Source organism: Shimia gijangensis, assembly GCF_900142085.1.
GTDB classification, from domain to species: domain Bacteria; phylum Pseudomonadota; class Alphaproteobacteria; order Rhodobacterales; family Rhodobacteraceae; genus Shimia; species Shimia gijangensis.
Genome location: NZ_FQZQ01000024.1, coordinates 42397 through 60948, shown reverse-complemented (window position 1 = coordinate 60948; position 18552 = coordinate 42397). Strand labels below are relative to the sequence as shown.

Here is an 18552-nt window from a genome sequence, read left to right as displayed (position 1 = left end):
AGCGCTGCTGACATAAAACATCCTCCCAATCAGGATGAATCACAAATCAAACCAAATGGGAATCCCATGATTCAGCTTTCAAGCTCGCCGCTTTAAGTTCGGCAAATTTAATTTAAAAACGGGGTCACCAGGGTGGCCCCGTTTTGCTTTTGGGGCGCTGCTCCTCACGTCGAAAATCCTGAGATTTTCAACGCTCACCCCAGTGTATTTCCGAAAAAGGGACGCTTTAAAGGGAGATAGGGCGAAAAGCGGCTGTGAGACCTTGACCCCCGCCAATGCCAATCATCGCCATAGCCAATGCGTGATCCGGCGCTTGTGTGCGGATCAGTTGACTGAAAAGCCGCGTTATCAGGATTGCGCCTGAGGCACCGAATGGGTGCCCCAAAGCAAGGGCTCCACCTTCGGGGTTCGGCAGAGTTGCGGGCAGGTTGAGTTCGTCAAGGCTCGCCAGAACCTGTGCGGCAAAGGCCTCGTTGAATTCCAGATGGGTGAGGTGTTTCAATGCCAGATCAGGTCTTTTTGCCAACAGCTTCCGCGTTGCCGCCACGGGTCCAATGCCAAGCAGATTTGGATCAACGCCTGCGGCGGCGGCGTCTTCAAAAGCAAGTGCACAGGTGTATCCGAGGACGCGCGCGCGCGCGGCCGAGGTCACCACGACCGCCGCCGCACCGTCGTTCAGCGGGCATGCATTGGCCACGGTCACCGTACCGCCTGATGCAGTGGGGCGTAGCCGTGCCAGTCGTTCGAGCGTGAGATCGCGGCGTGGGCATTCATCCGTGGCCTGTCCTTTGACAGCTGCAATTTCTGCTTCAAAAACACCGGCGTCTCGCGCAGTAAAGGCACGGTTGTGAGACTGAAGGGCATAGGCATCCTGACGCGCTCGGGTGATTGCATAGGTTCGGGCCACAGAGTCTGCAGCCTCAATCATCTCGGGATCACCGATGCTGTCCGGCGAAAACCGGGCGCGATCGTAAGGAATGGACCCCGTTTCAGATGGCAAAGCGCGGTGGGGCTTGCGGCTGTGACTTTCCACACCACCCGCCACAAAAACCTCTCCGGCCCCCGCCTGAACAAGACGACAGGCATGGATCACAGCCTCAAGGCCTGCGCCACACTGGCGATCTGTCGTGACGCCGGGCACCGTGACCTGTCCCCACGCGGTCAGAGCAGAAAGCCGGGCAATATTGCCACCGGGACCTGCTGCGTTGCCAAGAATAACATCGTCAATCTGGTCTGGCGTGATCGGCGTGTCGGCCAAAGCGGCCCGTAACACCGGAGCGGCGAGGTCCTGCACCTCCAGATCGCGGAACATGCCACCTGCACGACCAATCGCGCTGCGACGGGCCGCAATGATGACGGGTTGACGCTCAGGCGGTAATTGGAACAAGGCGCGCATCCTTTTGTTGCAGCCAGGTGAGCAGCGTCGCGCGGGCGATTTTGCCGCTTCCTGTGTAAGGCCATGCGTCAATGTTATAGAAATGTCGCGGTATTTTGTAGTTCGGCAGAATGTCTTTCAGATGCATGCGCAGCGCATCTCGTGAAATAGAGCCACTGACCACCGCAATCAGACGCTGCCCGCGCATTGCATCTGGCACCCCAAAAACAACGGCGCCAGTGACACCGGACAAAGAGCTTATCGCGGTTTCCACCTCTTGTGGGTAGACATTGTGCCCGGCGGTGATGACCATCCCCCCCTCTCGCCCCATCAGGTGCAGGTTGCCATCCTGATCAATGCGCCCAAGGTCGCCCACTGTGGCCCAATCCTGATCACGGCGAAATCCTGTCGTCGTTGCTTTGGACAAATAGCCATCTATGGCCAGATCCGCGCGTATGTGAATTGCGCCGGTTTCCCCTTGGGGTAATTCGTGGCCGCCGTGGCGTATGGAAAGATCGACGTGCGCAAACGGGCGCCCTACGGACTGTGAAGGCGCCCAGGACCCTGTTATCAAATGGCGATTGAGACTGACAAATCCCAATTCCGAGGCACCATAGTATTCATAGATGGTCGCTGATGGGAACGTGTGATGCAGGCGCCCAAGAAGGGCTGGGCTCAGCTTGGCCCCGGCGGTTGTCACATTTTCCACCTGGCCAAACCCCTTGCGAGACCCGCAAAGGGCCTCGAGCATTGTTGGTACGGCCACAATGCGGTTTGTTTTTTTCAGAAACTCAGCCGCGGCTTTGGTGTCAAAGTGAGGCAGGGAATAGAATGTCGCTCCGGCATCGAGTGTTTCTGCCAACGCATAGAGCGTGATCCCATGCGCCAGAGGGCCGGGCGCAAGCGTATGGCTGGTGAGACCCAGCCCAAAGGCATCACGGCTGGCGTCAAGGCTGATGCGCCAGGTTCGGCGGGCGCGGGCAAAGGCCTTGGGTTGCGATGTTGTACCTGAAGTGTAGCCGATCAGAAAACTGTGTTTTGGGTGATACGGCAACGGATTTGCGGGTGTGGTTTGCGCAAAGACGCTGAGATCGGTGATGGCAGGAATGCCCAGTGCATGTGCTGTGTCTATCAACAGACCCTGAGTTGGCAGGCAAAACAGCACATCCGGCGGGAGAGTTTTCAGCATCTCGGCCAAACGGGCTTCGGGCAGGGCCGGATCCATGACTTGCGCCGCATGTCCGGTTGCAAGTGCGGTTGCCAAAAGCGGCAAAGCAGACCCGCTGTTGCCCAAAGTGACGGCAAAGACACGCCCATTTTCAGGCAGGTCGATACCTTGCCGGGGACGGGTTGGACAGTCACGCAAAGCGCTGTCCAGTCGCAGGATCAGATCGTGCAACGCGCCATATGTCAGCGAGAAATCCGATTGCGAAACCGCCAGCGTTTCAGGCTTTTGGCGGGCGTGGATTTCTATGACGCGACCCAGTGGCATCTAGAGTGCCGGATAGGCCCGACGCACGCCACGGGTGATGATCGTCGCGAGGATGACTTTGACGAGATCACCCGGCACATAGGCCAGCATGATGGTCACCGCTTTGGTCAGAGGCAGACCTGCAACTGCGGCCATCCAGGGGATGCCGACGGCGTACATCACGATAATGCCACCGAAAGCGATCATCGGAGCCATCAGAGTAAACCCGGCTGCAGGCGCTCTGCCGATGAGATATCCGATGACGGCCGCGGAAATGGGCCAAGCCAACAGAAAGCCACCTGAGGCTCCGGCGAAAACACCAAATCCACCTCGACCACCAGCCAGAAGAGGAAGGCCCACAGCAACCAATGCGATGAAAAGTAACATGGCCAATCCTCCCCGACGGGCGCCGGCGATACTGCCTGCCAGCATGACGCCCAACGATTGTGCTGTAATCGGGGGCAGGGCGAGGCCTGCAAAGCTGATCGGTGGCATCAGCCCAAGTGCGGCGGTCAGGGCTGCAAAAAGAGCGATGTAAACGATGCTCTTTGTATCCATGTCGAAGGTCCTTACTGTGCGATCGCGTGGTGACACGTTGAATTATGGCGGCGGTGGTAGGCAGATTGTCGCCAGAGTGCAAGGCGCGTGTTGTGTCAGATAGCCTGTTAAGGACGGTATCCCCGAGCTTCAATCGCATCGGAAATATCATCCGCCATTTTGATCGTACGAATGGCCACAGGTAGCGCGGTTGCGATCACAGACCGCTCCAACCCTCGGGTTTTTTGGGCCTCGCGAACTTCTTGTGTGATCTGAGCCAGCACGGGAATAAACCGCAAAGCCAGCGAGATTGACAAGCCAATTTTGGCGGGGTTGGCTCCGAAAGGACGCAGAAACCCAAGAGCATGAGTGAGGCTGTCGATCATATCACTGGCACGTGTGGTCAACGTCACCAGACTGGCCAACAAGATCAGTGCGGCCAAACGGATCACCACAAATGCGGCAGTGGTCAAGCCGCTTAGCCACCATTGCAGGGCAAAGAAAATGGCGAATATCCATAAAAGCGGGCGAATCTGGGCCCACGCCTGTTTGGCGGTGAGGCCCGCAACCGGGTAAAGGGCCGCGATGGCGATGAAGGCGGCGCAGGCAATTGGCAGGCTGTCAAACAGGAACAATCCAGTGCCACCCAGCATCATGGTCAGGATTTTTGGACCTGGCCCAAGGCGGTGCAGGTACGACGTGCCGGGGCTGTAAAGATCAAGCATCAGGACATGCTTTCGATGTAATAGGGAATTGCATTCTCTGGTCGATCATCGGCAATGATGCGCCCGTCATCAAATACAATCACGCGATCGAAATCTTGCAAAAGATCAAGATCATGGCTGGCCAGAATGACAGTCTGGTCAAGCGCGTGGATGGCTTCGGTTACGCGTCTTTTGTTGCGCAGATCAAGCAATGTGGTCGGTTCATCCAGCACAATATAGGCAGGCTCCATCACGAGAACGCCAGAGATCGCAAGCAATTGTTTCTGCCCGCCGGACAGCAAATGCGCCGGGTGTTCGCGCAGGTCGGACATGTCGTATCGAGCGAGAATCTCGTCCGTTTTGCGCCGGATATCTTCTTTCGGAAAGCCAAGGTTCTTCATGCCAAAGGCGAGGTCTTCTTCGACCACAGGAAACACGATCTGATTGTCTGGGTTTTGGAATACAAATCCAACCTTCTGACGAATATCTTTACCGTGCGTTCTGGTGTTTTGACCGTCGATCAAAACGTCGCCGGTGGTGGGCAGCACCAACCCATTCAACAGCCGCGCGAATGACGATTTCCCTGATCCATTGGCACCGATAATGGCGATCCGGTGTTCACTCAGGGCAAGCGAGATGTCCCGCAACACTGTGCGGTCCCCATAGGAAAGCGTGACGTTTTTTATCTCGATCATCGGTGCGGCTCTTGGTGCAGTTGGCTGCGTTTACACCAAAGGCTGCGCCGGTTGAAGGTGCGCGAGCATGCCGCAGAGATATTTGTCTCCATTTGGAAGGGATTCACACCTGAGACGGCAACCAGAGTACGATCCATGGGAAAGACACCAGCAAAGCGATTGTGATAGCATCCGCAATGAAAAAGGGTGCAACACCTTTGAAAACGTCCTGCACGCTGACTTCGGGGCGCACTCCGGCCACCACGAAACAGTTGAGGCCAATCGGCGGTGTAATCAGGCAGAATTCGGCCATTTTGACCACGAGGATACCAAACCAGATCGCACACATCGGGCCGGACATGCCAAAGGCACTGTCAGCGGCCGAGACCATTTCGCCACCGTTCAAGGCCATGACGGCAGGGTAGACGACAGGCAGGGTCAACAGCAGCATTCCGATGGCATCCATGAACATGCCCAAGACGGCATAGGCCAGCAAGATCATGACAAGGGTTAGCATCGGCGATTGCTCAAGGCCGGTGATGAAATCCGAAAACGCTCCCGGCAGATCCGCGAAACCAAGGAAACGCACATAGATCAGCACGCCCCAGATGATGGTAAAGATCATCACGGCAAGCTTGGCGGTTTCCAACAACGCGTCGCGGAACTGGGCCCATCGCATGCCCTTCCAGATTGCCATCAGGAACACGACGAAAGCGCCCAAAGCGCCGCCTTCTGTCGGGGTGCCCCAGGCGTCACCGCCAAACGGGTTGTAGATAAAGAAGATGATGATGAAGACCACGAAGAAGATCGGCATCGCAGGCGGCAGGGCTTTGAACCTCTCCGCCCAGGTGAACCCACGCACAGGCGGGCCAAAATTGGGCAGGATCAGCGCCAGTGTCACGATCAGCAACCCATAGATGATGGCCGAGAAAGCGCCCGGAATGAACCCGGCGAGCAACAGTTTGCCGACGTCCTGTTCCACGATGATCGCATAGATCACCAGAATGGCCGAGGGCGGGATCAGGGACGCGAGGGTGCCGCCAGCGGCCACAACGCCAGCCGCAAACTTCTTGTCATAACCATTGGCCAGCATCTCGGGGATGGCGATACGGGCAAATACGGCCGATGTGGCCACGGACGCACCGGAAACGGCCGCAAAGCCAGCGGTTGCAAAAACCGTCGCAACGGCCAAGCCCCCCGGCAACCAGCCGACCCAGCGTTTGGCTGCCTCAAACAACGCCTTTGTAAGCCCCGCGTAGTAGGCGAGATAGCCGATCAGGATGAAGGTCGGGATCAGCGACAAGGCTTGGGTCGACACCTTGGAATGCGGCACTTGGCCAGCAACCTTGACCGAGACAGTGATGGCTTTGCCCAGTTTGTCGGGGGCGTAGCCAAACTTGGCCCAGAAAATCCATACCAGCCCCACAAGTCCGGCCATGCCTGCGGCAAAGGCCACCCGCATGCCCAAGACCACGAACAGCACCATGATGCCCGAGACAACCATGCCGATTTGAATTGGTTCCATGCTGCGGTCCCCTTAGGTATCACTGTCCAGCATGGCAGCCTCTTCGGCGGCCTGCTGTGCGGCGGATTTGATCATGGGAACGGCGACCGGGTCGCTGAGGCCAAAGATGAACGCGCGGCCATAACCCCAAAGCTGAAGCGCAAACCGCAGGCACAATGTGGAAAACGCCACAGGCACGAGCAGTTTGGCGGGCCAAATCGGTAGGGCAATGTCGATCGAACTGTCGTTCGACCACCAGGGTCGCCCAAAGTCAAAACTGCGCTGGAAATGCTCCCAAGAGCCCCAGACCAACAGGATCATCAGGATCAATGCGGCCAATGTGGTGATAAACTCGGCCGCCCAAAGCGCGCGGCCAGACAGACGGCCGATCAGGATATCCATGCGGATATGGGTGCCATCACGTTGGGTATAGGCGATGCCCATAAAGGCAATCAGCGGCATGAGTTGTTCGATCCAGTCGACATAGCCGGGCACCGGCATGTTGATGGCATTGCGGCCAGACACCGACACAACCGCAAAGACCATGGTCGCAAATACTGCAAAGCCCGAGACCAGCGCCAAGACCATTTCGATCTTGTGCAATCGTTGGTCCAGCTTGGAAAGCGTGCTGTCGTCTTCCAGCACGGAAGATCCGCCTGCCATGGTCGCCCCCTGTCATCTGTCAGATAGAAATGCGCCGCCCGGTTATGACAAACGGGCGGCGCGGATCAGCGGCTTACATGCGCTGTTTCTTCAGCGTGTCCATGACCAGATCATAAAGCTCTTGGGCTGGAATGCCCTGAGCAGTCATGTCTGCAATCCAGGCTTCGCGGATCGGGTCGGCGGCCTTGGCGCGGAATGCGTCCAGCTCGGCGTCTGACAACGTCACTTTGGTCACGTTCTTTTCGGCCAGAATGCCTTCCCATTTGGTCAGCAGCTCGCCGTAGTTGGTCAGATAATGCGCGATGGCCTCATCAACCGAGCTGTCCAGCGCTTCGCGCTCTTTGTCGGACAAGGCATCATAGGCATCGACATTCACCACAACCGGGCAGTTTACAGTTCCGGGGTTGAGGTTGGCCGTCCACCATTCCGCCTGATCGATGGTGCGGAAAGCAAGGTGGGCGTGCTGGGCAAAGGCCACGGTATCAACCACGCCACTTTCCATGGCGTTATAGGCTTCGGTCGCGGTCACAGATGTTGGGACTGCGCCCACAGCCGAAAAGGCTTTGCCGATACCACCGGTCGCACGCACCCGCATGCCATCCATTTTGGCCAGCGAGTCGCGCGGCTCGCCTGTGCCAACGATATTGTATTGTGGCATGGGCGAGGTCATCAGCAGTTTGGCATTCCAACGGGCCAGATCGGCCTGAACCGCCGGGTGGCCATAGACTGCGTGGCTGACAGCCACTTCTTCGTCCAGTGTGTTTACGCCAAGGAAAGGCAATTCCAGCACCGTGATGGTGGGGTTCTTGTCGCGGTGATAGCCCGCGCAGAACTGCGCCATCTCAAACGCACCGATGGAAATCCCATCCAGGTTTTCTTTGTTCTTCGACAGACCGCCGTAGCTCACGTTCATCGTGAACTCGCCGTCAGTTTTTTCGCTGACCAACTCGGCCAGTTTTTCTACATGCTCCGTAAAGGCGCGGCGTTTGCCCCAAACCGAGACATTCCATTCCGTTGCCGCCGCTTGCGATGCAAACGCCAGCGTAATAGCCGCAACTGCGGCTTTACCCAAAAATTGGTTCATAAATTTTCCTCCCATAACACGGATCATTATTGCCCGTGTTTGTCACAGCCTAGCGCAGTGCGGGTGCACTTGGGTAGTCCGTAGTATTTGGTATGGGGGGAATACACCTTTGGGGGAGGAATAATTGTGGACGTTGCACAAAAAAAGGGCGCTCAAGTCAGCGCCCTTTCGAAAACCAAATGTGGGACCCGTCGGTCAGGCGAAATATCCGCCAAAGACATATTGTGCGATGTCTTCACGCTTGATGCCGATGTCTGCAAGTTCCCGATCCGAGAGCGAGTACAGATACGACGCTTGACGGCTGCGAGAGTTGGCTTCACCCAAGGTGACCATGAAGTTTCCAATGGCGACAAAAGGCGCCGCCAGAATGTGAAGGATAGGGCTGTGCCCAACGGAATGTAGGTCTAGTTGTGCCATGATACGTCTCGTTTTTTGCGTCTTCAAAGTGTTACAGAGCATGTAGGCCTTGAAGGGCTGAGTTACTACGTACGTTTGGACATGGCCGGGATGCGCCTGCTGCATTGCAGAAAAGGTCAGCGATTGATCGCCTCGATGCGAATGTAATCAAAGCGATCCGGCAACATATCCCTCTCTTTCATTTCGACCAGATAGGCAAAGCCAAAATCCACAAGGTAATTCAACTGCTCTTCATATCCGTCCAGATCGTGGTAGATCGAGATCACCGGCACCATGTCAAACAGGCAGGCCCCGATTTCAACCTGTGTCTTCGGGCCAAAAATATGGCTTTCGTTGTTATTCAAAAATTCGCCCTGAATGAGTGAGATGACCTGAACATCCCAACGGGTGTCTTCAAATTTCGACGGAGCATCCTCCGGGTACAAAAAAGTGGTGCGCGAGCCAGGGATGGCGTGATCGTCCAGCGTATCAAACGCTTCGATCACAAAGATCCCGTCTTGCAATAAATACCGGGATCCGCTGTCAGTGCCGTCATTGTAGACGCCGCGTACCACCCTGTTCGAGAACTCAAAAAAGGTCTCAGTGTCTCCATTGGCTTCGGTCAGCCGCACGCCGCGTGTCATATCTCCGGGCGTTGGACAATCGGCCAAAACCGGAAGGCTGGCGATGCAAAGCAATGAGGACAAAAGACGCATTGGGGGCCTTTTAGGAGGTGCCTGAACCAAAGGCCTAACACGGCCGCGCCTGTTTCGACCAGAAATTAGAAGGCTGTCGTCAAATACAAGTTAGGAGAACCGGGGTGATTGCACTTTTGCTCGCGACCACCCATTTTCGGCACAAACCACGAATCGTCTGCGCGCGGCGCAGCTTAAACAAAAGGCCTGTGCCATGAGCTTTGACCGTTCTCTCAAGATTGCCCCCTCTATCCTGTCCGCGGATTTTGCCAACTTTGGCCAAGAGATTCAGGCCATCGAGGCGCAAGGTGCTGATTGGGTGCATGTTGATGTGATGGATGGCCACTTTGTGCCCAACCTGACCTTTGGCCCACCTGCCGTCAAAGCGTTCCGTCCACATGTGAAAACCTTCATGGATGTGCACCTGATGATCGCGCCGGTCGATCCCTATATTGAGGCTTACGCCGAGGCGGGCGCCGATATGATCACTGCACACGTTGAGGCCGGACCACATATCCACCGCACCATTCAGGCGATCAAGGCGACGGGTAAAATGGCCGGCGTCAGCCTTAATCCCGGAACCCCGCTGGAAAGCATCGAGCATGTGCTCGACCTTGTCGACATGGTGTTGATCATGACGGTAAACCCGGGCTTTGGCGGGCAAAAGTTCATCCATTCCGGCGTCGAGAAAACCCGCCGCCTGCGCCAGATGATCGGTGATCGCCCGATCCACATTCAAATTGACGGTGGCGTGACCACAGAAACCGCCCCCTTGGTGGCCAAAGCCGGTGCAGATGTTCTGGTTGCTGGCTCTGCCGTGTTTAAAGGTGGCAGCGTCGATAGAGCCGAAGTTTACGGTAAAAATATTCGCGCGTTAAAATCTGCGGTTTCGGCTGTTTTGTAAAATTTTTATTCTGTGATGACTAAGGGGAAAGGCTAATTCACAGGCTAAGAATCTCGATAATCAATTGAAGTAAAACAATTAATTTTGTATTTTCGCGTGTTTCCGAAAAGATGACTACGTTTTGCCCCTTTTTGATCTGCCTCAAATCATGTCGTGAATGTGTTAGCTAAGTTGGGTCTCTTAACGGGGATCACAGATGCAACATTACAATTTGGACAAGTCCATTCGCACGCCAATACTGGACCAGCTGTCTCGGTCAGTCCGCGACTGTCTGCTGTCCAAAGCGCAAACCAAGCGTTTTGAGCGTGGCGCATCGATCTGCCTTCAGGACGAAAAAGTCGAGTGTTTGAAAATTGTCCTCAATGGGTGGGTAAAACTGTACCGTGTTTGCCCCAACGGGAACGAGGCCGTTTTGTCTACACTGGAGCAGGGCCAAAGCTTTGACGAAATCGTTGCTTTGCAGGGGGGCACCAGTCCGACCTCGGCCGAAGCGGCCAGCGATTGTACCGTGATGTTTGTAAAGCTGTCGTCGATCTGTTCGTGCGAAAATGCCTATGCAGAGATTTCCAAGGCAGTTTTATCGGCGGCGTCTAACCATCTTGATTCTATGATCGGCCATATTGAGCAACTAAAGGTTAAAACCGGAACCCAAAGATTGTCAGAGTACCTGATCGACCTGAGTGATGCTGCCGGCGGGGCAAGTGAACTGGTGTTGCCGTATGAAAAGGTTTTGCTGGCCGGTAAACTCGGAATGAAACCAGAAAGCCTGTCTCGTGCTTTTGGTCGGCTGAAACAATTCGGCGTGCGCAGCATCCATCGGAGCGTCACGATTAACGATGTTTCGTCTCTTCAGAATTTGGTCAATGATGACCGTGCCTGCGCCTAAGGGGCCATACTTTGGGCTCTGTTGCACCTAGTCCCGCAGCTCTTCCAGCTTTACACCCCACAGGTCAGTCTTGTGCGCCCAGCCTTTGTAACCACCCGAGGTAAGCCTGCACCATTCCGGTCCACATTCCCCGAGCCGCGCCACGACGCCCAGTTCAAGCAACGCCACTTCTGTTGATGCGCCTTCGGGCTTCATGCGAATTGGCATCAGGTCTTCTTCGACAATCACAGTGCGCACGCCCGACAAAAGCGAATAATGGACCCAGCCGCCTGCGCCATCCATATCCTGAACCCGGCGCCAATGGCCGTGTTCCGCCGTGATCTGCAACGGCATGTTGCGGCGCATAAACACCCAGTCGATCCGATGGGTGAGCGATGGTCCGCGGCGTACATTGGCTTTATTGGCCTTCAGCGACACATATCGTGGCATAGGCAGATTGGTCACTGGACCGCGCACTTGCTCGGCCATCAGCGACTGAGCCCCCAACAAAAGGCACATGCTGATCGCACAGCAAAGACCTGACATTACCCGTTTGGACATTTTTGCCTGTTTTTCTGCTCTAGATTGTACGCGGGTTCTTGTGCCCCGTCGGTGTGTGATGCACTCTGACATCAACGCACTGATTTGCAAAGTACTGGGAGGCTTGTCATGCCAAAGGAACGTCTGAGTGTTGTCGTAACGCGACGCTTGCCCGAAGCGGTCGAAACGCGGCTATCGGAGTTGTTCGATGTGCGCCTGCGGGATGACGACAAACCAATGACACGTGCAGAGCTGGTTGAGGCCATGGCGTCTGCCGATGTTTTGGTGCCCACCCTGACAGATGCAATTGACTCTCGCATGATCGCTCAGGCCGGAGAACGGCTCAAACTGATCGCGAACTATGGTGCGGGGGTCGACCATATCGATGTTGAAAGCGCGCGCCGGCGCGGAGTGCTTGTGTCCAATACACCGGGCGTCGTTGCAGATGATACTGCCGACATGACCATGGCGATGATCATCGGCGTGACCCGCCGTATTCCCGAAGGTCTGCGCACAATGGCCAAAGGGGACTGGACCGGCTGGGCGCCGAACGCCATGCTCGGTGGCCGCGTGGGTGGCCGCCGTCTTGGTATTCTTGGTATGGGTCGTATCGGTCAGGCTGTGGCCAAACGCGCCAAGGCCTTTGGAATGCAGGTCCACTATCACAACCGCCGCCGTTTGCGCCCAGAGATGGAACAGGAACTGGAGGCGACATGGTGGGAAAGCCTTGATCAGATGGTGGCACGTATGGATGTTCTGACCATTCATTGCCCACATACTCCGGGCACATTTCACCTGATGAACGCGCGACGTCTGAAACTGCTCAAGGACGATGCCTATCTGGTCAACACATCACGCGGCGAAGTGGTCGACGAAAACGCGCTGGTGCGGATGTTGAAAGCCAAAGATATCGCCGGGGCCGCGCTGGATGTGTATGAAAACGGCGCCGACGTGAACCCCGATCTTAGACGCCTGTCAAACGTTGTTCTATTACCGCACATGGGGTCCGCAACGATCGAGGGCCGGCTTGAGATGGGTGAAAAAGTTCTCATTAACATCAAGACGTTTGATGACGGCCATCGCCCACCGGATTTGGTTGTTCCGGCGATGCTTTGAAACATGGATTCTGTTGAGCGCGTGTAAAGCCGTCAAAAGCTGGAATAGATCCAAAGCAGCCGCCAGACCCGGACGCCAAGTTTGGCGCATGGGCGAAAACGAGCTTTAGCTGCACTCCGGCCAAAGGTTTGCTTTGCGGATAAGGCGGACATAAACTGGTTTGTTCTGTCATTGATTGAAGTTGCATTAACGGGCGATTGCTTCAGTGTGAGTTCAATTGGCTGCAAAAGGGAGTGCAGAAATGTTTCGCGCAAACAACTGTTTTTTCGTGTTTCTTTTCTCGTCGTTCATCATAAGTGCCGCTGCCGCAGATGAGCGACCGAACATCTTGTTGGTCATGGCCGACGATTTGGGGTGGAGTGATGTTGGGTCGTATGGTGGAGAGATTGACACGCCTCACCTAGACGAACTGGCTGCGCAGGGAACACTCTTTACTGACTTCCACGCATCGGTGTCCTGTTCGCCCACCCGCGCTATGTTGATGTCAGGTAATGACAATCACATTGCCGGACTGGGAACGATGAGCGAGATGCTCGTTGATAACCAGCGGGGCCAGCCGGGATATGAAGGTTACCTGAACGACCGAGTAGCAGCGTTGCCTGAAATCTTGCAAGCTGCCGGATACAACACCTACATGGCAGGTAAATGGCATCTGGGACACTCCAAGGAACGACTTCCCTTCAATCGTGGATTTGACACAACGCTGACCATGTTGGTTGGCGGTACGAGCCACTGGGCTGACAGGCTGGGGATTTTGCCCGAGGATGACCCTGCAAAGTATGCATCGAACGGCGAGTATCTCGATGTTCTTCCAGCAGATTTTTATTCAAGCCGGAGCTATGCGGATTTTCTGATTGATGCGATCAGAGCAAACCGAGGCGACGGCAAACCGTTTTTCGGCTATCTCGCGTTTACAGCACCACACGATCCTGTTCATGTGCCCGAACCATGGATGTCAAAATACGCGGGCCAGTACGACGAAGGCTACGATGTTCTGAAACAGGAGCGCTGGAAGGCGGCAAAGTCTCTTGGCCTCATTGCCGAAGATGCGCAATTGCCGGGTTCTCAGCCCCTTGTGACACCCTGGGAAGAACTGCAGCTGTATGAGCGCCGAACAGAAGCTCGCGGAATGGAAGTTTATGCTGGCATGGTGGAGGCAATGGACTACCACTACGGCCGTGTGGTCGATTTCCTGCAGGACATTGGCGAGTTAGACAACACGATTGTGGTATTTTTGTCGGACAACGGATCCAACCCATTTTATTCCGTGGACTATCCGGGGGCCGACGATCCCGGCTTTGTCGCTCAATTCGATCATAGCTTTGAAAACCTTGGGCACCCCGGTTCAAATTATGCGTACGGCCCCGGGTTCGCAGCCGGTTCCAGTGGACCTCTCGGCCTATATAAGCAGACCGTGGGAGAGGGTGGAATCCGAGTTCCTCTGATTGTCTCTGGGCCGGGCATTTCAAAGGGCCAGACCACAAGAGCCTTTGCATATGTTTGGGATATCCTGCCAACGCTGCTTGATGCTGCCGGCGTAGAGTATCCTGAGACTTTCAATGGGCATCAGGTTGAGCCACCACGAGGCCGTTCGATGATGGCGTTGCTAAACGGCGGCGATGATACGCTGTATGATCCCGAGGAAGTTGTCTCAGGAGAAATGGCGGGGGGCAAATGGGTTCGCAAGGGAGATTTCAAAGCGATTCAAGTACCGGCACCCTACGGCGGCGGGGAATGGCATCTGATCAATCTTTCTGTCGACCCCGGCGAAGCACGCGATCTTTCAGAAGAAATGCCCGGCCTTTTGTCTGAGTTGATTGCGGCGTGGGAAGCCTATGCGGAAGAAGTGGGAGTCGTCCCGGCTGAACTGTAGGCCGCCGCACAAAACTTTCGACCCGAAGTAAAAGAGTGTCTGCTCTGGGCCTCACGCCAGCCATTCGCCACGAATTGGGCCAGGGTCTGCGAAGGGCCATTTTTATCCATTTGGCTAACTAAATTGAATGACGGCAAGATCGCACAAGAGCCGATCCTATCAATGCTCCTCCTGCCTTAGGCCTCCATCAGATACACATCAAACGGGAACTGTTCGACAACCGAGTCATACAGCCGCTTGGCGGTGGTGTTGTCTTTGGCCGTCAGCCAGTACACCTCAGGAAGCCCGTCGGCTTTGACCTGCTGGTAGACGGCGTCAATCAGCTTTCGCCCGGCCCCGGTACCACGGGTTTCGGGCAGAACAAACAGATCGTTCAGATAACAGACATCCTCGGCCTGCCAGAAGTTGCGATGGTACAGATAGTTCACCAACCCCACCGCCTTGCCATCCGCATTCCGCGCGATTTGGGAAAACATTGGTTCCTTTGCGTCCAGAATACGTGCCCAACTCAGGTCTTTGATATCCTGTCCGCGCTCGGTTTCGTAGAACTCCAGATACAGTGTCCACAGTGCTTGCCAATCGGCTTTGTCTTCAGTGGCCACGGGGCAAACATTGATCGTCATTGGGGGCTCCTGTTTTTGGTGATCTTGTGGCGGAAATCCACAAAAGCCAAGCGGGTTATAAGGAATCGCATTGTCGTGATCGGTATCTGCGTTAGGCTGATACCAAACCACCAAAGGATGCGTACCATGAAGAGCCTTTTGAGACTATCTGCTATCGCCATGGCCCTTTTCGCATCGGTGACGCTGGCACAGGAAACCGCAGATGGCGTCGCACCAGAACAAACGACTGCGCTGGGCGGGGTAACCGCTGGCATTCTCGCGGCGTCACAGGCTGCCAAAGAAGCGGGTCAACCGGTTGAAGCTGAAAACTGGATGGTCGTCGCGGCGCATCCCCTGGCGGTCAAAGCCGGTGGGCGAGTTCTGGCAGAAGGCGGCACGGCCGCTGATGCAATGGTCGCTGTGCAGGCTGTGTTGGGGTTGGTTGAGCCTCAAAGCTCGGGTCTTGGCGGCGGCGCGTTTCTGGTCTGGTATGATGGCGATACAGGTCAGCTGACCACGCTGGATGGTCGTGAAAAAGCCCCTTTGGCGGCCACGCCACGCCTCTTGCAGGATGACACAGGCGAGCCGCTCAAATTTTTCGACGCCGTTGTAGGCGGGCTGTCGGTGGGTGTGCCGGGAACACCGCTGTTGATGGAGGATGCCCATCTGCGCTGGGGTAAAGCCAAATGGGCGGGTCTGTTTTCCGAGGCTATTTATTTGGCAGAAGATGGGTTTTCTGTGTCTCCTCGCATGGCCGCTTCGGTCGCGCGCGATGCCGATCGGTTGGCGGTGCATTCTGAGACGGCGGCGTATTTTCTTCCTGACGGTGCGCCTTTGCAGGCAGGGCATGTTTTACGCAACCCGGCCTATTCCGATACCCTGCGCAATCTGGCGGCCAATGGCGCGTCTCCGTTTTATCGGGGCGATGTGTCGGATGCCATTGTGCGGGCCGTGCGAGGTGCGGACAACCCGGGCCTGCTGACGCCGATTGATATGGCGCTTTACCGCGTTGAAGAACGCCCGGCGGTCTGCGCCCCATACCGTGGCAATCAGGTTTGCGGAATGGGCCCCCCATCGTCCGGAGCTTTGGCTGTAGGTCAGATATTGGGTCAGCTTGAAGCCTATGATCTGGCCGCGCTGGGCCCGGGTAGTGCCGAGGCTTGGCGTCTGATCGGAGATTCCTCGCGTCTCGCGTTTGCGGATCGCGGGCGCTATGTCGCCGACAGTGATTTTGTACCCGTCCCGGTCAAGGGCATGGTGGATGCCGCCTATATGGGCGAGCGCGGCAAGCTTTTGGCTGGTGATGATGCTTTGCCCGAAGTCTCCGCAGGAACCCCCGAGTTTGAACACGCCTTACTTTGGGCTGATGACGAAGATCGCGCGACCCCATCAACCTCGCATATCACCATTGCCGACAGCTATGGTAACGTGTTGTCGATGACCACAACCATCGAAAATGGCTTTGGCAGTCGGGTCATGGTGCGGGGGTTTTTGCTCAACAACGAGTTGACCGATTTTTCGTTCCGATCGCATCGCGATGGCGTGCCGGTAGCAAACGCTGTTGCACCGGGCAAACGTCCCCGATCATCAATGGCACCAACAATTGTTTTGCGGGATGGTAAGCCTGTGCTGGCCGTGGGCTCTCCCGGCGGCAGCCGGATTATTCCCTATGTGGCCAAGACCATCATCGCCCATCTTGACTGGGGCATGGACGTGCAACAGGCCGTCAGCCTGCCGCATCTGGCCAACCGGTTTGGCACCTATGATCTTGAAGAGGACACCCTGCAAGGCGCGCTTGAGGACATGGGCTATGAAGTCAAAGTGCGCGGGCTGAATTCGGGTCTGCACGCAATATCCTTTGGTGACACAATGCTGGGTGGCGCAGACCCACGCCGTGAGGGTCTGGCTCTGGGTGAGTGAGGCCTTGCAGCTTGGCATCTAACAACGGATAGTCTGCCCGCCAGAAGGGGAGAATAAGCCATGGTTCAAGCCACCGATTTACCGCGCAACGAGATTGGGATCACCGCCGCGCTGGGCGTTTTGAAACAACAATTTGGTGAAAAGTTCCAAACCGGAAATTCAATCCGCGAACAGCATGGCCACACCACAACATGGTTGAAAAACCAAATCCCTGACGCCGTGATTTTTCCTCAAAACACTGGCGAAGTGGCCGAAATCGTTAAAGTCTGTGCCACCCACAAGGTTCCGGTGATCGGATATGGCACCGGCACGTCGCTTGAAGGGCATGTCAACGCGCCCGCGGGCGGCATCTGTGTCGACATGACCGAAATGAACGAAATCCTTGCCGTGCATTCCGAAGACCTTGATTGCGTGGTGCAACCCGGTGTGACCCGCGAACAGCTGAATGTGTATTTGCGCGATCAGGGCCTGTTTTTCCCCATTGATCCCGGCGCCAACGCGTCTCTTGGGGGGATGGCAGCAACCCGCGCCAGCGGCACCAACGCGGTGCGTTATGGCACTATGAAAGACAACGTTCTGGCGCTCGAGGTTGTTACCCCTCAGGGCGAGGTGATCCGCACCGCCAGTCGTGCCAAGAAATCCAGCGCAGGTTACGATCTTACAGGGTTGATGGTGGGTTCCGAAGGCACATTGGGCCTGATCACCGAAATCACCCTAAAACTGCAAGGCATCCCCGAGGCCATGTCCTCGGCGCGGGTGTCATTTGACAGCATCGGGGCCGCTTGCGAGGCGGTGATGATGACCATTCAATGCGGCATCCCTGTCGCCCGGATCGAATTGCTGGACACGCTTTCCGTACAGGCAGTCAACGCCTATTCCAATCTGACGTTGCCCGAAGCGCCACTGCTGCTTCTCGAGTTTCACGGCTCGGAAAACAGCGTGGCCGAACAGGCGGAATTGTTCGGCGGTATTGCCGAAGAATTTGGCGGCACCGGGTTTGAGTGGACCACCAGTGCCGAAGACCGCAACAAGCTGTGGCAGGCGCGCCATGATGCCTATTGGGCCTCTTGCGCCCTGCGCCCCGACGCCAAGGGTATTTCCACCGATGTCTGCGTGCCGATCTCACGCCTTGCGGAATGCGTAAATGCCGCTCAGGAACGTCTGGATGCTTTGGGTTTTATTGCCCCTATTGTTGGCCATGTCGGGGATGGGAATTTTCATACCTTGCCGTTGATCGACATGGACAACCCCGAAGAGGTCGCCAAAGCGGACGAATTTGTCGGCTGGCTTAATGATCTGGCGATCTCTATGGGCGGTACATGCACCGGGGAACACGGTATCGGGCAGGGCAAACGCCCCTATCTGGTCAAAGAACTGGGTGGCGCGGTCGATATGATGGTCGCGATCAAGTCCGCCGTAGATCCGGACAACATCATGAACCCGGGCAAAATCATTCCAGAGGATTAGGTTGTCTTTGGATCGCTTTTATATCCGGTCTGACCTGAGATTGCCCCCGCGCCTGGAACCACGACAATTGGTTTGCGAGAAAACTGGCCAGCGTTCACAAAAAGACAGCGACCCTTGTAAATTCACTTGCAATAGTAGAATAGTTGACGTCATATAGCGTCA

The 18552-nt window shown here is 56.0% G+C and carries 18 protein-coding genes; 6 read left to right on the top strand and 12 right to left on the bottom strand.

Features of this window, described 5'->3' with window-relative positions; translation table 11 throughout:
* Positions 1-226 precede the first annotated feature (226 nt).
* From BUC32_RS17075 to BUC32_RS17030, 10 genes are all read right to left on the bottom strand, one after another.
* A complete protein-coding gene (locus tag BUC32_RS17075) occupies positions 227-1387 on the bottom strand; it encodes a thiolase family protein (RefSeq protein ID WP_220387639.1) in 1161 nt (386 codons plus the stop codon).
* Positions 1368-2867: an AMP-binding protein gene (locus BUC32_RS17070; protein ID WP_073255758.1), complete on the bottom strand. Its 1500-nt coding sequence runs from the start codon at positions 2865-2867 to the stop codon at positions 1368-1370. The genes BUC32_RS17075 and BUC32_RS17070 overlap by 20 nt, the downstream gene beginning before the upstream one ends.
* Complete coding sequence (locus BUC32_RS17065; protein ID WP_073255755.1) at positions 2868-3404, bottom strand: biotin transporter BioY; 537 nt, start codon at positions 3402-3404, stop codon at positions 2868-2870.
* A 107-nt stretch (positions 3405-3511) separates the two neighbouring features.
* Positions 3512-4108 carry an energy-coupling factor transporter transmembrane component T family protein gene (locus BUC32_RS17060; protein WP_220387638.1) on the bottom strand — a complete coding sequence of 199 codons (597 nt, stop codon included), beginning with the start codon at positions 4106-4108 and terminating at the stop codon, positions 3512-3514.
* Complete coding sequence (locus tag BUC32_RS17055; protein ID WP_073255749.1) at positions 4108-4782, bottom strand: energy-coupling factor ABC transporter ATP-binding protein; 675 nt, start codon at positions 4780-4782, stop codon at positions 4108-4110. The genes BUC32_RS17060 and BUC32_RS17055 overlap by 1 nt, the downstream gene beginning before the upstream one ends.
* A 103-nt stretch (positions 4783-4885) precedes the next feature.
* Positions 4886-6286, bottom strand: coding sequence for a TRAP transporter large permease (locus BUC32_RS17050; protein WP_073255746.1), 1401 nt, complete (start codon positions 6284-6286; stop codon positions 4886-4888).
* A gap of 12 nt (positions 6287-6298) precedes the next feature.
* The gene (locus BUC32_RS17045) at positions 6299-6928 is read right to left on the bottom strand and encodes a TRAP transporter small permease subunit (RefSeq protein WP_073255743.1); all 630 of its coding nucleotides are present in this window, start codon (positions 6926-6928) and stop codon (positions 6299-6301) included.
* A gap of 73 nt (positions 6929-7001) precedes the next feature.
* Positions 7002-8012: a C4-dicarboxylate TRAP transporter substrate-binding protein gene (locus tag BUC32_RS17040; RefSeq protein ID WP_073255785.1), complete on the bottom strand. Its 1011-nt coding sequence runs from the start codon at positions 8010-8012 to the stop codon at positions 7002-7004.
* A 195-nt stretch (positions 8013-8207) separates the two neighbouring features.
* Positions 8208-8429 carry a DUF1127 domain-containing protein gene (locus BUC32_RS17035; RefSeq protein WP_073255782.1) on the bottom strand — a complete coding sequence of 74 codons (222 nt, stop codon included), beginning with the start codon at positions 8427-8429 and terminating at the stop codon, positions 8208-8210.
* 116 nt (positions 8430-8545) lie between these two features.
* Positions 8546-9124 (bottom strand): hypothetical protein, encoded by a 579-nt coding sequence (locus BUC32_RS17030; protein WP_073255740.1) that lies wholly within the window; start codon positions 9122-9124, stop codon positions 8546-8548.
* A 193-nt stretch (positions 9125-9317) separates the two neighbouring features.
* On the opposite strand from BUC32_RS17030, the gene rpe reads away from it, so the two are divergent.
* On the top strand, positions 9318-10007 hold the full coding sequence (gene rpe, locus BUC32_RS17025) for a ribulose-phosphate 3-epimerase (protein WP_073255738.1): 690 nt from the start codon (positions 9318-9320) through the stop codon (positions 10005-10007).
* A 196-nt stretch (positions 10008-10203) separates the two neighbouring features.
* Complete coding sequence (locus tag BUC32_RS17020; RefSeq protein ID WP_083599382.1) at positions 10204-10893, top strand: Crp/Fnr family transcriptional regulator; 690 nt, start codon at positions 10204-10206, stop codon at positions 10891-10893.
* A gap of 27 nt (positions 10894-10920) precedes the next feature.
* Here the strand turns inward: BUC32_RS17020 and BUC32_RS17015 are convergent, their stop codons facing one another.
* Positions 10921-11391: an SH3 domain-containing protein gene (locus BUC32_RS17015; protein ID WP_245815206.1), complete on the bottom strand. Its 471-nt coding sequence runs from the start codon at positions 11389-11391 to the stop codon at positions 10921-10923.
* Positions 11392-11541: 150 nt separating this feature from the next.
* Here BUC32_RS17015 and BUC32_RS17010 point away from each other — a divergent pair, with 150 nt between their 5' ends.
* Positions 11542-12528, top strand: a complete 987-nt coding sequence (locus BUC32_RS17010; protein ID WP_073255732.1) for a 2-hydroxyacid dehydrogenase — start codon at positions 11542-11544, stop codon at positions 12526-12528.
* Positions 12529-12769: 241 nt separating this feature from the next.
* Positions 12770-14401 (top strand): arylsulfatase, encoded by a 1632-nt coding sequence (locus tag BUC32_RS17005; RefSeq protein WP_073255729.1) that lies wholly within the window; start codon positions 12770-12772, stop codon positions 14399-14401.
* 176 nt (positions 14402-14577) lie between these two features.
* On the opposite strand, the gene BUC32_RS17000 is transcribed toward BUC32_RS17005, so the two are convergent.
* Positions 14578-15024: a GNAT family N-acetyltransferase gene (locus BUC32_RS17000; protein WP_073255776.1), complete on the bottom strand. Its 447-nt coding sequence runs from the start codon at positions 15022-15024 to the stop codon at positions 14578-14580.
* Positions 15025-15150: 126 nt separating this feature from the next.
* On the opposite strand from BUC32_RS17000, the gene ggt reads away from it, so the two are divergent.
* Together ggt and BUC32_RS16990 are read left to right on the top strand one after the other, a co-directional pair.
* Entirely contained in the window at positions 15151-16923 is a 1773-nt protein-coding gene (ggt, locus tag BUC32_RS16995; protein WP_073255773.1) for a gamma-glutamyltransferase, read from the top strand.
* Positions 16924-16983: 60 nt separating this feature from the next.
* Complete coding sequence (locus tag BUC32_RS16990) at positions 16984-18390, top strand: FAD-binding oxidoreductase (protein WP_073255726.1); 1407 nt, start codon at positions 16984-16986, stop codon at positions 18388-18390.
* Positions 18391-18552: the final 162 nt, after the last annotated feature.